Source organism: Aerococcaceae bacterium DSM 111021, from assembly GCA_020112395.1.
Classification (GTDB): Bacteria; Bacillota; Bacilli; order Lactobacillales; family Aerococcaceae; genus Ruoffia.
This window is the reverse complement of sequence record JACCEK010000002.1, coordinates 452,112-465,398: the sequence shown is the minus strand read 5'-3', so window position 1 is coordinate 465,398 and position 13,287 is coordinate 452,112. Positions and strand designations below refer to the sequence as shown.

Sequence of the window (13,287 nt, the reverse complement as noted above, 5' to 3'; positions counted from 1 at the left end):
AGCAATCTTGCCTAATCTTTATTTACTTAATTAACCTATACTACATAATGTAGTGTATAATTAAGTAAATAAAGATTAGGAGGAGATTGCATGTTCGGGAAGAATTTAAAAAGTCACAGAGTTTCACGAGGAATGACACAAAAAGATGTAGCTGATAAATTGGGCGTATCTCCTAAGACAATTGGAAGTTGGGAGCGTGACAGGACGGAACCGAGCTATGATATGCAAGTAGACTTAGCTAAAATGTTTGAAACAACAGTTGATGATCTATTGGGCGCTGATTCAAATGGTAGGGTTGATTTAAAACAGTTGCTTAAATCAGGAACGATGACTTACGGTGGCGAAGAAATATCAGAACGTGACCTGAAGGTATTGGCTAAAGTAGTTGAGTCATTCTTAGATGAGGATGATGACTAATGAACCTAGTCCAGCGAACAATACACAGACTGGTTAAAGAATGCAGAACCAGCAACCCATACCGAATTGCAGAACATCTAAACATCGCAATACGCTATGCAGATACAAGCGATGCGTTTAATGGTGTGTATATTCCTGTTGATGGGAAGAAGTTAATCATATTAAATGTAGAGTTGCGACATGACCCAAAGGGTGCTTTTGTCCTAGCGCATGAGTTATATCACGCTATCAATCATGCAGAGATGGCTTACTTCTATCATAAGGGGCATAATGCCAAAGGAAAGCATGAACGAGAAGCGAATGAATTTGCAACGTATCTATTGTTAGTTGGTAAGTCGATTTATGAAGGTCAAACAGTTTTTGAAATACTTAGGAGAAATTATATACCTTATGAAATGGAGGAATTTTTATGAAAAAGTTAGTTTTGCTTGCGAGTTTGTTGCTGTTGGGCAGCTCTCCTGTGTCCGCTAAAGATAGTTTATACACTAAAGAAGATTTCAGTATATTTGAAAAGGCAGATACAAGTGTTATTGGTGTCGATGAACATGACACTGGACTATTAACCGTTGATATGGAGATGGTTAATATCATTAGTGACAAAAGCGCTATTGAAGGTTTTGGATTAGGAATATATATGTTTCTTACTTCGGACGACTTACCTGACATTCCTAACGGTGTAGTATTTAGAGGTTACCCTACCGAAGGTACGCACCAAGACACAGCAGTTGCGGTTTACTATTATAATGAAGAAACAGCTAATCGAGATTGGAACAAAGTAAATATTTCAGGGAAAGACATTTATAAATTAACAGATTATATCAGTGTTGTTTCGCCATTCTCTAGTTATCTTGAAAATTACTCAAGCACAATGACGGTAGATGAAGATGACCCTATCGACAATGCCCTAATGAGAATGACAACCATGCCTAAACCACAGGAGTGATAACATGGCTTATGCACGAGAATATAAAGGGAGATGGTACTACCGAATCAAGTATACCGATAGCGATGGTAAGAAACGAGATTTAGAACGTGGTACATACAAGACGAGAGAACTTGCTATCAGTGCAGGCGAAAAGATGGAAGAAATTCTGAGGAAAAGACCCGATGTTCTCAAAGGTGAGATGTTAGTGAGTGATTACTTTAAAGAGTGGTACGAGTTGAAGAAGAAAGGAAACATTTCGCCACGCACACAAGATAGTTACAGAAATAGCCACTCAATCATAACCGCTAAATTAAACCGAAAAATGGCGCAAGTAGACGATATTATATATCAATCACTTTTGGATGACTACTCGCAGGAGCGCACAAAAAACACTGTGGCTAAACTACATTCTCATGTCTCTGCTTGTTTTAAGTACGCCTTTAATAAAGGTCACATTCAAACAGATCCGACTTATAAAGCTATTGTTAGAGGTGCGGTTAAACCAAAATCAATAAATAGTAAGTACCTGAACTTAGGTCAGCTATCTCAGTTACTAACCGTTACATATGATGGCTTAAACCCCGATATGGGGGTTTTTGTTTTAAAAGTGGATAAATATCAAATAAAAATATTTATTTTATTCTGGTTATGTCAAATAAGTTAAAAGAGATTAAAAATAATAAAGGGGGAAATAGGGGGTGAAAAAATATATAAAAAATAACCCTCCGTCCTAATTAAGGATAGAGGGTTTTATTGTTTGAATTAAACTAATTTTTCATAAAGAGGGGCATTTTTTATCTACTATTAAATACACTCTTTGAACACATATTCGCCACCAGTTCTATCAAAAATAAAATAATGACTTTTTAGATCGCTCGATTTATGCGCAGGCAACTTAAAAAAGTTGACGTTGCTTTGTGTCATCAATCTTTCGAAGCTGCCTATCAATGAATAAAGCGGTTCTATGCCAGTGTAGTATTTTTCAAAAGCCTTTTCGAACTTGTCGAATTCTGGACCTATCATATTTATTTCCACGCTATCACCTCGTTCGTAATTATACGAACAAATGTTCTGTTTGTAAATAAATGATTGCGTAAAAAATAACCCCACTACCAATTGGCGGTGGGGTTAAAATTTAAAAAATTATACACTAACAAAATACGGGTTTTTATCATTAAATTTATTGAAATATTCTGTAATTTTCTCTAACAATGATTTTTTCTTCTCAAACACTTGTTCCTCTACTATCACTTTAGTAATCATAGCCATAATATCCATGCTCAAATTGAATTTAATTAGCATTTTGCTTGGAGAAACATTTGTTTCATAATCATGAAACTTTTTTTTGAGAGCTATACGTGCAATTATAACAATTGTAATGATGGGTAAGTAAAAATAAAAGTAATTATGACCTTCAGGGTAAATATCTAACTCTTCCATCCTGTATTTTGCTACCATAGCTTTAAAAAAATAAACACTTAAAAAGAAAATAAGAATAACAAAAAATATATATAGAATATTCATTTTTCTCACTACTTTCTACTTTTTTTCTTTACAAACTTACTCATTTTTTTACGATTTATGTTATTATCTTTAAGAGGAGAATCGGACTTCTTGTCCATATTTCTAATAAAATCAGTAATCTCGCTAGATTGCTTTTTATCGCTATTAGAAACTTCCCTATCAACTTTATAGAGTAGAAATGTGTAATACGCTCCGGAAAAAATCGTCCAAACCTTTAATAATAAAAGTATTGAATTTTTTACAATTGCAATATCTATTTGGTTAAGAAGTAATAGAATAAATGAAATGGCAGATCCCCAAAATGTTCCTTTAACTAATATGTACCTTGATTTTTTACCTTCTTTTGTTTTAGGTGTCAGAGAATATGATGTGATGCAATTAGACGTGAAAAACATAAATGATTCTGGAAAAAAAGACATCATGTTTGGAGCATTAAAAGCTGCAACAAACAAAATTATATAATTTGCGATGTGCGCAAATATAACTGCATGTTTTAGTAGGTCAATATTTTTTTCCAACGTAATTCATCCTTCTGACATTAATTACTGTAATTTTATCATTACATTCTAAAATGTAAACCATTTTGATTATTGTTACAAAAATTTAATACTCTTATTACTCCAAAAAACTAAGTACATCCTTCATATTCTAAATCAACCCCACCACCATTATAGGCAGTGGGGTTATTTCGTGGGCAAGAATAGATAATCATTTTTCTTGTCCTTATTATACCATACTATTTATTCTCTTTCAACTCGACATCATACACTGTTCCATCAATCTCAACTTGACCCTTGCCAACTTTTGGTGTGTTGCCACAACTGGTTGGTTTTCTGATACCTTATCTTGTAATTACTAAAAACATCTGGTGTGTACGGTGATTTATTTGGCTAACCGTCTGGCTAACTTTTATATAATTGTAGGCACTCACGAGAAACTAAATCGCTTCTAAAAACCGTTATATAAGCAATTGTAAATCTACAGAATATAACAGAATTTAGGCAATCAAAAAATTCGGTTTCGCAGACAAGAACGCAAAACAAGAAGACTAATAGCATAGAAACGTTGTTAATACAACATTCAAGAGGTTTACTGTTCATAGCAGTAGACCTCTTTTTTTGTTTGTTAGATAAATAACTTAAAAAATTTAAGGATGGTATTGTATTAAATTCACTATCGTGTCTATTTGTAAAACATTAAGCACGCTGGACAAACTACTTTTCATTTGGTGCGTAAAGGTGAGTTGATAACCTATCAACCGTGTTTATCTAAAAAGTGAGTCACAATTAGTCTACGGTACGTGGATTGTTAATAGAGTCAGTAAGGATTAAAATAGTCTAGAGGTGGGTATATGGATAAAAAGAGTAGAAAACAATTAATAAATGAGTATAAAAATAGAAAACCAGAGATGGGTATCATCTCCATTAAAAATAATTCAACTAAAGAACGTTTTTTAGACATATCTAAAAGTATACAAGCAGATTTAAATAGTCACCGCTTTAAGCTAAAGGCAAACTGGCACCCTAATCATAGAATACAAGTGTTATGGAATGAACATAGTGAAGCAGACTTTGAGTTCTCAGTCATTAAAGAATTAGAATATGAAGATTCGACGGTAGATTATACAGAAAAATTGGAAGCCATTTTAATGGAATGCTTGGAAGCTGATCATTATGCAAGCAGATTAAATAAAGAATAGAAGAAGGGGTAAGGAAGCGAACCATGGATAATATTAAGATAGGTAATTTGATTGCTCAATTACGACAGGAAAGAGGATTGACTCAACAAGACATTGCGAATGCGTTAAGTATTAGTAATAAGACAATATCAAAGTGGGAGTGTGGTTTAGGAGCGCCCAATATTTCACTCTGGGCAGATTTATCCACCATTTTAGGAGCAGATGTCGTTGATTTAATGGAGGGTGAAATGACTCTAAACGAACCTGATGGTGGGAATATAAATAAAATCCGCTTTTACGTCTGTCCGACATGTCACAATGTTCTAGTCAGTACAGGGAGTGCATCAATCTTTTGCTGTGGAAGAAAGTTGACTCAACTTGAAGTGGTAGAAGATGAACATGCTCCAAATATAAAGACTGAAGTGGTTGATATTGATTATTTTATAACCATTGATCATGAAATGACAAGAAATCATCACATTCTTTTTGCAGCTTATGTTAAAGGGGATAAGTATTTCTTGAACCGTCTTTATCCCGAACAAGATCCGACAGTGCGTATGCCATATATGGCAAATGGTCAGTTATATTTATATTGTATCCAACATGGATTAACTAAGTATTCTATATAAAATATCTAAGCAAACTTGGCTACCTAGTTTAATAGCAGAAACACCTGACGACCGATTTATGCGTCTAACCCAGATAGCTTAACATTTGCATCACAAGTTTTTGCGATTAATTTCCAAACTGCGACAGAGACAAATGAGTATTGAAGCTGTACTACCCATCAGAGAAGTTTAGTTCTTGATGGGTATTTTTGTATTTTCAAAACTGTATTACAAATAACTCAATACTAGCTTTCGCTTTATTGTAGCCCATTTCATTAGAATTTCATGAGCCGAAATGTTGACTTTATCATACAAAAGCGATACCATTCTGATAGATATTTGAGTGAAAAATTAACTATTATTATAGGAGGCTTTATATATGTTATTTGAAAATGTGGTTGATGCAATTGGGTATACACCAACAGTGAAGATTAATGGATTGGACGACTCATATGCAGATGTTTATGTGAAATTAGAAAAAAATAATCCAAGTGGTTCGGTAAAAGACCGTCCAGTAAAGTATATTATTCAAGATTTATTAGATAAAGGTGAATTAAAACCAGGCGGAACGATTGTGGAATCAACAAGTGGAAACACAGGTGTGGGTCTTGCGATGGTTGGAGCAGCTTTAGGAATTAAAGTGATTATCGTTATGCCAGATTCAATGAGTGTTGAGCGTCGGAAGTTAATGCAAGCTTATGGAGCAGAGTTAGTCTTGACACCAGCTTCGGGAGGAATGAGCTTAGCGGGAGAGAAAGCGGATGAGATTGCTAAAGAGAAAAATGCACCAGTCTTTGGTCAATTCATTAACGAAGCGAACGTGAAATCACATCAAGAAACGACAGCACGAGAAGTATTGGAAGACGTGCCTGACGTAGATGGTTTCGTAGCAGGAATTGGTACAGGTGGAACGATTACGGGTGTAGGACGTGTTCTAAAAGAGAACAATCCAGATACAGTGATTTGGTCAGTGGAGCCAGCAGGTTCGCCTATATTAACAAAAGGTGAAGCAGGTTCGCACAAGATTCAAGGGCTAGGAGCAAACTTTATTCCAGATATTCTAGATCAATCCGTTATCGACAAAATCGAAACAGTAACCAATGATGAAGCCATTGATACAGCTGTTGAATTAGCTAAGTCACAAGGGATTTTAGCAGGATTTTCTTCTGGAGCTAACTATGCTGTAGCATTACGTTTAGCAAAAGAATTAGGGAAAGGTAAGAAAGTAGTCGTTGTATTACCAGATAGTGGAGAACGTTACTTATCTTCAGGGTTCTTTGGCGATGGACAAGCAGAATAATTATAGCAAAGAAGCACTTGAACTGGCGCAGTATATCTATGAGAATGACCCTGCTGCAACAAGTGTCGAAGAAGTAACCGATTTATATCCCGGCTTTAAAGCTGTTGCGAATCATTTAAAAGCTCATGAACTTTACTTAGAAGGTGAAATGTATGAAGCGCGTAAATTATCTGAAGAGTCACGTACAGCAACGGGTATCGAAATTCATCCTGGGGCAAAATTAGGGAATAATATCTTTATCGACCACGGGATGGGTGTAGTTATTGGTGAAACGGCAGTTCTTGGAGACAGGGCAAAATTATATCATGGTGTAACATTAGGCGGCGCGGGTAATGAAAAAGGCAAAAAGCGACATCCAACGATTCAACATGATGTTGAAATTGGAGCGAATGCAACATTACTAGGTAATATTACTGTAGGTCATCACGCTAAAGTTGGTGCTGGAGCTGTCGTCTTAAAAGACGTCCCTCCTTATGCGACAGCAGTTGGTGTTCCAGCACGTATTATCCTCCATGATAAAAATTGGAACCGAATCGGAGAATATCAAATTTAATCGAAAAAAGACGTTTAGTTTCTTCTTTAAAAGAAGACTAAACGTCTTTTTATTTATCGTCTTTGATAATTTGAATAAATCGGTCGGTTAAATTTGCTGTGAATCCCCACAATACTTCATCTGGGATATGATAAAAAGGAATCTTCTGTCTGATTTCATTAAATGGATAGTTTGTTCCTTTATTAATCAGATGAAATGGAAATGACTTACTTTCATCATCTTTGTGTTCAAACTTTAATTGGTATAAAGTTGGGCCATTTTCCAACAAGTGGTTCAGAGGTATAGTAAACAATCTTTCGACTTCAATATTTGGATAGATGTCTTCAAAATCAATGCCGGTAACCTCTCCGACATAACAATAAATAATACGATTAGCAGCAATAATATAATCTATTTCTCCATAGACTTTAATATTTTCCTGCTTTATATTTAACTCTTCCATTGTCTCGCGAATAGCCGCCTCTTTAGGCGATTCACCTGGTTCTATACGCCCCCCAGGAAAAGATGTATCACCTGGTTGTGAGATATGTTGGCTACGGACTTCGTATAAAACATGCCATTCGCCCTCTCTTTTTATAAGAGGTAGCAAGACAGCATAGCCTCGTTGAACACCTAATGCTTGAGCATCATAATGTTGAATAATTTTTTGAATATTTTTCATATTTCATTCCCTTTACGCTTTAAAATATAGTGTTAAAACAGTGTGATTAACGGTATACTATAACTAATATCTGAAAATGAGGTGAGAGTTATGTCTTTTGGTAACGATAATAACATTTTTCGCGCGTTACAGCAATTCATTGATGAACATGGAAATGAATTCGAGAATATAGAAGAAGCAATTGAAGCATTTATGTCATTCTATCATCAAGAAGGGCTGGATGACGAAGATGAGATGGAAATGACACCAGAACTTGAATCGACTGAATTATTAGAGCTCTCAATGAGAGTAACAGATGAGGACCAACGTAAGGCCTTATTACAAGAAGCTATTGAAATTTGGCCAGAGAATTGGAATGCACATCTAGAACTAGTTGAAGGGTCATTTACAGAACAAATTGAACAAATTCGAGAATTAGAAGAGAAAGCCTTTGAAACTTGGGAAGAAACAGACCAAGTCGGCTGGCTTGATTATGAAGAGCGTCCCTACTTAAGTTTAAAATATATGTTCTCCGTGATTTTATTTAAACAGGGCTTATTACTAGAAGCACTTGAGCACTTTGAGATTCTCTATGAGATTGATGAGATGGATAGTTTAGGCGCAAGGTATTATTTAATGGCGATTTATTGCCGGACGTATGATTGGGAAAGTGCCTATGAACTGTTCTCTGATGTACCTTATCCAGCAAGTACCGATGACCGTATGATTATTCCGATGCTTATCTTATCAATTTTAACGGATAATATAACTTACGCAAAAGACTTATTTCTAGATTTAGAGGAGTCAAATAAAGAGTTATATATGTTATTTGATGATGATACTTGGCCAGTAGATTTAATCTTAAGTTATGCAGATGTTGATCAATATCAAGTGGACTCTTTTGAATCGATTGCTTTGGCGCTCAATGACATTTTGCCGGTAATTGTGAGTTCTGAGTATCTATACGAATGGATGTTAAATGAATTTGAAACAGCTGAGCCACATGAGCGTGTCAATGTGAATGAGAAAGTTATCTCATTCAAAGGGGCATCACAACACTACCGAAATCAAGAAGACGTATATGACCGTAAACCATACCTTGAAATACCCGTTCTAGATGGAGTTGTACATAACGCCGCTGTAGCCCTTCAAGCGATGGGTCTTGTATCCATTGAAGACTTCGCTGTTTACACAGAAAAAGAACTATTAGCCATAAAGAATGTCGGTCCAAAATCGATTCAACAGTTGAAAGATAATGGCGTGATATTTAAAGATTAAGTTAATGTGAGCATTTCCTACGAAAGAGTGAGTCTTTTATGGAAATGCTCTTTCTGTACCAATAAAAATATAACAGAATTTATAAGCTGTATTCATTGCTGAATAAACGAACATTCGTTGATAGTATAATTGTTTTTCGTGAGTAAAACCCTTTCAGATCCTTCTAGGATATGATACAGTAGTAATTATAAAAGAATACAGAATTTAGTAGACATAAAGCGTTGAATATAAAGGAGATTATTATGGAAAAAATCGGGAATTTCTTATTAATTACTAAAGAGGGCGACACTTATACACTTAGCATGTCGGCTGAATTACAAGATGATGTTGGAACGGTTGGATTTGTTGAATTTAACCAAGATGCTGACTTAGCTGTTGATGATGCGATTTTAAACTTAGAAGCATCGAAAACGGTCTTAGAAATCGCATCACCCATTGCTGGTACTGTTGTAGAGCGCAATACAAAAGCAGAAGATAACCCTCAATTATTAAACTCTGCTAAAGCAGACGAGAATTGGCTAGTTAAATTAACGAACGTTGATGAAGCAGCTTTCAATGCTTTAGAAGAAGCGTAAACTAAACGACGCATTTAAGTAAAAGGGCCCCCCCTTAGCTTAAGTGCGTCAACTTTATATAAGGCTTTTAATGTTAGGAGGAATGAATAGATGGCATCTATTGCAGAATTGGAATGGATGGTTCAGTATTTATCAAAAGAAGCGGATGCACCTGTTCTTGATAAAGCGGCAAAGACATTTGACGAGTGGCGACACCTAGTAAATGTTCGTCCTCCGGAAGCGATAACAGAAGAATATTTGGCGCATGAAGACCATTTTTTACAAGCTTATAATACTCAAGAAGAGTGGACAGCTTTACGTCATTTAACACCAGTTGAAAGTGAGAATATCTATTTGTGGCAAGGGGATATGACGTTACTTCAAGTAGATAGCATCGTCAATGCGGCGAACTCAGAGTTATTGGGATGTTTTATTCCAAACCACAATTGTATCGACAATATTATTCATACGAAGGCAGGTATCCGATTGCGGTTAGCTTGTCATGATATGATGATTGAGCAGGGTAAGAAAGAGCCGGTAGGAAAAGCAAAGTTGACCCCAGCTTATAATTTACCAGCGAATTATATTATTCATACAGTTGGACCCACAGCAAGTGGGCGAGTGACACGTATCAACCAAAAGCTACTGGCTCAAACATATCAAGCTTGCTTAGAAATGGCAGATCGTAACCAACTTAAAAGTATCGCTTTTTGTTGTATTTCAACCGGCGTCTTTGGTTTTCCAAATGAACCAGCAGCTGATATTGCGATTAAAACAGTACGTGATTATTTAGCCAAACATGATACAGATTTAAAAGTAATATTTAATGTTTTTGAAGATGAGGATTATACTATCTATAAAGAGAAGTTAGGAAAAGGAGACGCATGATGACAGAAATTTGGAAGACATTAGCTCAAACTACAGGAGACTTGGATGATGCGAAAGTATTACAAGGACTTATTGACGAATCCGACGCCATTGTTGTAGGTATTGGGGCAGGTATGTCAGCGGCTGATGGGTTTAAATATATTGGTGAGCGTTTTAATGATGCGTTTCCTGATTTTATTCAAAAATACGGTTTGTTAGATATGTTACAAGCAAGTCTATTTGACTTTGAAAGTGTTGAAGAATATTGGGCTTTCCAAAGTCGATTTGTCGTTTTAAATTATTTAGATCAACCGGTAGGGCAATCTTACTTAGATTTACGTGATATGTTAAAAGGCCGTAATTATCATATTATTACAACGAATGCCGACAATGCCTTCGATGTTGCGAATTATAATATGGAGAAAGTCTTCCACATCCAAGGTGAGTACGGCTTATGGCAATGTTCAAAACACTGTCACCAACAAACGTACCGTAATGACGCAATCATTCGTGAGATGGTTGATCAACAAGCAAATATGAAAGTGCCATCTGAATTAGTTCCGCATTGTCCAAAATGTGGTGCACCTTTTGAAATTAATAAACGTAATGAAGAAAAAGGGATGGTTGAAGACGGTGACTTCCACGCACAGAAAGACCGATACGAAACATTCTTAAAAGAGAATGATGGTAAGAAAATTATCTTTTTAGAAATAGGAGTTGGACACACAACCCCTCAATTTATTAAACACCCATTCCAAAAAATGACAGAAGAAAATGAGCACGCACTATTTGTCACGATGAATGAGAAAAATTATCGTATACCAAAAGCGATTCGCCCGCAAACAGTTCACTTAGCGAGCGATATTGCAACAACGATCCAAAAAGCAAAAGAGTTAGATGCAGTAAATTAATATATGAGAATTAGAAAAGCACTCAAGTGATGGGGATCAACCATCACTTGAGTGCTCTTTATTATTTACCCGAAGATGGGTGTCCTGATGGAACTCAAACTCTAATACCCATCGAGATTCGTATTAAGTATTTTTTTCGCGTTTACTATCAACAAAGCGTTTTAAACGAGCCATCGCTTCTTTAATATCTTCCATACTCGCTGCATAACTTAGGCGCACATGTCCCTCGCCGCCAATACCAAAAGCGGAACCTGGCACAAATGCAACCGCAGCTGATTCAGCTAAGTCTAAACAGAAAGCCATACTATTTTGTTCCAAATCCCAAGGAATATGAGCGAACATATAGAACGCCCCGTTTGGCTTAACAATACGAAAACCTAAGTCGGTCATAAAATTATAAATATAATCACGGCGAATAACGTATTCTTCTCGCATTGGTTGTGCATCATCCACACCGTTCTCTAGAGCTTCTCGCGCTGCTAATTGTGAGATCGTTGAATTTGTTGTTACGAGATTTTGGTGAACTTTTACTAATTGCCCCATAATATTAGCAGGTGCATAAAGTAATCCCACGCGCCAACCAGTCATCGCATGTGACTTTGACACGCCGTTGACAACAATAGTTTGCTCACGTAAATACTTAGCAATCGATACATGTTCACCTTCATAAACTAATTCACTATACACCTCATCACTAATGACAAAAATTGGCCGGTCACGTAATGCATCCGCAAAGGCTTTAGCGTCTTCTTCAGCCCACGTTACTCCTGTTGGATTCGTTGGATAATTTAATATAACGCCTTTAACGGCTGAACCGTGTTCCTCAAGCACGTCGATTAACATATCTGCCGACATAATGAAATCATTCGATGAGGTATCTACTTCGATGGGTTCACCACCTGCAAGGTAGATGATTGACGAATAAAGCGTAAAATAAGGAGAAGGGATGATAATCTTGTCTCCAGGGTTAATAATTGCTTGGAAAGCTGTTGTGATTGCTTCTGTGGCTCCAACAGTCACAATCACTTCGTCTTGCCAATGATAGTCTAAATCGTATTTTGTCTTTACAAATTTGGAAGCGGCCTGGCGAAGGCGGTTGTCTCCCGGAGTTGATAAGTATCCTGTTTGATTCTCTTTGATTGCGGCAATCCCTGCTTCTTTAATATGTTCGGGTGTATTGAAATCTGGTTGTCCTAACGTTAGTTTAATAATACCTTCAACTTTTGATGCTCGCTCATCGAAGGCGCGAATCGCGTTTGGTTTAATTTTAGTTAGATTTGTATTGAATAAGTTACTTAATTTCATTTTAATAATTCCCTCATCTAAAATTCATTTTCACATAGTTTATCATATTCGGTAGGAAGTTTAAATGACTATTTTTGCGCTATAGCCGTACGCAAAGGTTTTTTATGCTATAATGGGTAGGAATATTTTAGAGACAACAAAGGAGAATGTGTAATGATTTCTGCAGTAGACTTAAAAGCAGGTATGACATTTATTCAAGATGGAAAATTAATTCGTGTTTTAAGCGCGAGTCACCATAAACCAGGTAAAGGGAACACAGTTATGCGTATGAAATTACGTGATGTTCGCACTGGTGCGACTTATGATACAACATTCCGCCCGGAAGAAAAATTTGAACGTGCATTCCTAGAAACAAAGGATGTTCAATTCTTATACAGTATGGACGAAACAGCTTTCTTCATGGACTTAGAATCATATGAACAATATGAACTACCGACAGATACTATTGAAGACGAATTACTTTACTTATTAGAGAATATGGAAGTAAAAATCCAATTCTACGGTTCTGAAGTAATCGGTGTTGAAGTGCCTCAAACGGTGACTTTAAAAGTTAAAGAAACGCAACCTTCTATCAAAGGTGCAACGGTAACTGGATCTGGTAAACCAGCAACAATGGAAACTGGTTTAGTTGTCAACGTTCCTGACTTTATCGAAGCAGGCGAAGCATTAATCATCAGTACATCAGAAGGTACTTACCAAAAACGTGCATAATATCAAAAACTCCTTC

At 36.2% G+C, this 13,287-nt stretch carries 17 protein-coding genes; 13 read left to right on the top strand and 4 right to left on the bottom strand.

The features are described 5' to 3' along the window. Positions 1-90: 90 nt before the first annotated feature. Genes HYQ40_08360 through HYQ40_08345 form a run of 4 tightly spaced genes read left to right on the top strand, consistent with a single transcriptional unit; the run spans position 91 to position 2,006 of the window. Complete coding sequence (locus HYQ40_08360; GenBank protein MBZ6527791.1) at positions 91-417, top strand: helix-turn-helix transcriptional regulator; 327 nt, start codon at positions 91-93, stop codon at positions 415-417. Then, on the top strand, positions 417-830 hold the full coding sequence (locus HYQ40_08355; GenBank protein ID MBZ6527790.1) for an ImmA/IrrE family metallo-endopeptidase: 414 nt from the start codon (positions 417-419) through the stop codon (positions 828-830). The genes HYQ40_08360 and HYQ40_08355 overlap by 1 nt, the downstream gene beginning before the upstream one ends. Further along, positions 827-1,360 (top strand): hypothetical protein, encoded by a 534-nt coding sequence (locus HYQ40_08350; GenBank protein ID MBZ6527789.1) that lies wholly within the window; start codon positions 827-829, stop codon positions 1,358-1,360. Before HYQ40_08355 ends, HYQ40_08350 begins: the two co-directional genes overlap by 4 nt. A gap of 4 nt (positions 1,361-1,364) precedes the next feature. Then, positions 1,365-2,006 (top strand): Arm DNA-binding domain-containing protein, encoded by a 642-nt coding sequence (locus HYQ40_08345; GenBank protein ID MBZ6527788.1) that lies wholly within the window; start codon positions 1,365-1,367, stop codon positions 2,004-2,006. A gap of 479 nt (positions 2,007-2,485) precedes the next feature. Here the strand turns inward: HYQ40_08345 and HYQ40_08340 are convergent, their stop codons facing one another. Beyond that, positions 2,486-2,875, bottom strand: coding sequence for a hypothetical protein (locus tag HYQ40_08340; GenBank protein ID MBZ6527787.1), 390 nt, complete (start codon positions 2,873-2,875; stop codon positions 2,486-2,488). Beyond that, a complete protein-coding gene (locus HYQ40_08335; protein ID MBZ6527786.1) occupies positions 2,875-3,384 on the bottom strand; it encodes a hypothetical protein in 510 nt (169 codons plus the stop codon). The genes HYQ40_08340 and HYQ40_08335 overlap by 1 nt, the downstream gene beginning before the upstream one ends. A gap of 833 nt (positions 3,385-4,217) precedes the next feature. On the opposite strand from HYQ40_08335, the gene HYQ40_08330 reads away from it, so the two are divergent. The 4 genes from HYQ40_08330 to HYQ40_08315 all read left to right on the top strand — a co-directional run bounded on the left by HYQ40_08330 (position 4,218) and on the right by HYQ40_08315 (position 7,005). After that, on the top strand, positions 4,218-4,565 hold the full coding sequence (locus tag HYQ40_08330; protein ID MBZ6527785.1) for a GIY-YIG nuclease family protein: 348 nt from the start codon (positions 4,218-4,220) through the stop codon (positions 4,563-4,565). 23 nt (positions 4,566-4,588) lie between these two features. Continuing rightward, complete coding sequence (locus HYQ40_08325; protein MBZ6527784.1) at positions 4,589-5,173, top strand: helix-turn-helix domain-containing protein; 585 nt, start codon at positions 4,589-4,591, stop codon at positions 5,171-5,173. A gap of 358 nt (positions 5,174-5,531) precedes the next feature. Beyond that, positions 5,532-6,452 (top strand): cysteine synthase A, encoded by a 921-nt coding sequence (gene cysK / locus HYQ40_08320; GenBank protein ID MBZ6527783.1) that lies wholly within the window; start codon positions 5,532-5,534, stop codon positions 6,450-6,452. After that, the gene (locus HYQ40_08315) at positions 6,436-7,005 is read left to right on the top strand and encodes a serine acetyltransferase (GenBank protein ID MBZ6527782.1); all 570 of its coding nucleotides are present in this window, start codon (positions 6,436-6,438) and stop codon (positions 7,003-7,005) included. Before cysK ends, HYQ40_08315 begins: the two co-directional genes overlap by 17 nt. Positions 7,006-7,054: 49 nt before the next feature. Here the strand turns inward: HYQ40_08315 and HYQ40_08310 are convergent, their stop codons facing one another. Continuing rightward, positions 7,055-7,666 (bottom strand): CoA pyrophosphatase, encoded by a 612-nt coding sequence (locus HYQ40_08310; GenBank protein MBZ6527781.1) that lies wholly within the window; start codon positions 7,664-7,666, stop codon positions 7,055-7,057. Positions 7,667-7,756: 90 nt separating this feature from the next. On the opposite strand from HYQ40_08310, the gene HYQ40_08305 reads away from it, so the two are divergent. The 4 genes from HYQ40_08305 (at position 7,757) to HYQ40_08290 (ending at position 11,255) form a co-directional block, all read left to right on the top strand. After that, positions 7,757-8,923 carry a hypothetical protein gene (locus HYQ40_08305; GenBank protein MBZ6527780.1) on the top strand — a complete coding sequence of 389 codons (1,167 nt, stop codon included), beginning with the start codon at positions 7,757-7,759 and terminating at the stop codon, positions 8,921-8,923. A gap of 242 nt (positions 8,924-9,165) precedes the next feature. Further along, positions 9,166-9,498 (top strand): glycine cleavage system protein H, encoded by a 333-nt coding sequence (locus HYQ40_08300; GenBank protein ID MBZ6527779.1) that lies wholly within the window; start codon positions 9,166-9,168, stop codon positions 9,496-9,498. Between the two features lie 90 nt (positions 9,499-9,588). After that, on the top strand, positions 9,589-10,365 hold the full coding sequence (locus tag HYQ40_08295; protein MBZ6527778.1) for a protein-ADP-ribose hydrolase: 777 nt from the start codon (positions 9,589-9,591) through the stop codon (positions 10,363-10,365). Then, positions 10,365-11,255, top strand: coding sequence for an NAD-dependent deacetylase (locus HYQ40_08290; GenBank protein MBZ6527777.1), 891 nt, complete (start codon positions 10,365-10,367; stop codon positions 11,253-11,255). Before HYQ40_08295 ends, HYQ40_08290 begins: the two co-directional genes overlap by 1 nt. Positions 11,256-11,378: 123 nt before the next feature. On the opposite strand, the gene HYQ40_08285 is transcribed toward HYQ40_08290, so the two are convergent. Next, positions 11,379-12,560 carry an aminotransferase class I/II-fold pyridoxal phosphate-dependent enzyme gene (locus HYQ40_08285; protein ID MBZ6527776.1) on the bottom strand — a complete coding sequence of 394 codons (1,182 nt, stop codon included), beginning with the start codon at positions 12,558-12,560 and terminating at the stop codon, positions 11,379-11,381. A gap of 153 nt (positions 12,561-12,713) precedes the next feature. On the opposite strand from HYQ40_08285, the gene efp reads away from it, so the two are divergent. Then, positions 12,714-13,271 (top strand): elongation factor P, encoded by a 558-nt coding sequence (gene efp / locus HYQ40_08280; protein ID MBZ6527775.1) that lies wholly within the window; start codon positions 12,714-12,716, stop codon positions 13,269-13,271. The last annotated feature ends 16 nt before the right edge of the window (positions 13,272-13,287 follow it).

Coding starts and splice junctions, on each gene's coding strand:
- HYQ40_08325 (MBZ6527784.1), top strand. CDS start 4,589: ATGGATAATATTAAGATAGGTAATTTGATTGCTCAATTACGACAGGAA.
- HYQ40_08310 (MBZ6527781.1), bottom strand. CDS start 7,666: ATGAAAAATATTCAAAAAATTATTCAACATTATGATGCTCAAGCATTA.
- HYQ40_08330 (MBZ6527785.1), top strand. CDS start 4,218: ATGGATAAAAAGAGTAGAAAACAATTAATAAATGAGTATAAAAATAGA.
- HYQ40_08315 (MBZ6527782.1), top strand. CDS start 6,436: ATGGACAAGCAGAATAATTATAGCAAAGAAGCACTTGAACTGGCGCAG.
- HYQ40_08355 (MBZ6527790.1), top strand. CDS start 417: ATGAACCTAGTCCAGCGAACAATACACAGACTGGTTAAAGAATGCAGA.
- HYQ40_08295 (MBZ6527778.1), top strand. CDS start 9,589: ATGGCATCTATTGCAGAATTGGAATGGATGGTTCAGTATTTATCAAAA.
- efp (MBZ6527775.1), top strand. CDS start 12,714: ATGATTTCTGCAGTAGACTTAAAAGCAGGTATGACATTTATTCAAGAT.
- cysK (MBZ6527783.1), top strand. CDS start 5,532: ATGTTATTTGAAAATGTGGTTGATGCAATTGGGTATACACCAACAGTG.
- HYQ40_08285 (MBZ6527776.1), bottom strand. CDS start 12,560: ATGAAATTAAGTAACTTATTCAATACAAATCTAACTAAAATTAAACCA.
- HYQ40_08345 (MBZ6527788.1), top strand. CDS start 1,365: ATGGCTTATGCACGAGAATATAAAGGGAGATGGTACTACCGAATCAAG.
- HYQ40_08300 (MBZ6527779.1), top strand. CDS start 9,166: ATGGAAAAAATCGGGAATTTCTTATTAATTACTAAAGAGGGCGACACT.
- HYQ40_08290 (MBZ6527777.1), top strand. CDS start 10,365: ATGACAGAAATTTGGAAGACATTAGCTCAAACTACAGGAGACTTGGAT.
- HYQ40_08305 (MBZ6527780.1), top strand. CDS start 7,757: ATGTCTTTTGGTAACGATAATAACATTTTTCGCGCGTTACAGCAATTC.
- HYQ40_08350 (MBZ6527789.1), top strand. CDS start 827: ATGAAAAAGTTAGTTTTGCTTGCGAGTTTGTTGCTGTTGGGCAGCTCT.
- HYQ40_08360 (MBZ6527791.1), top strand. CDS start 91: ATGTTCGGGAAGAATTTAAAAAGTCACAGAGTTTCACGAGGAATGACA.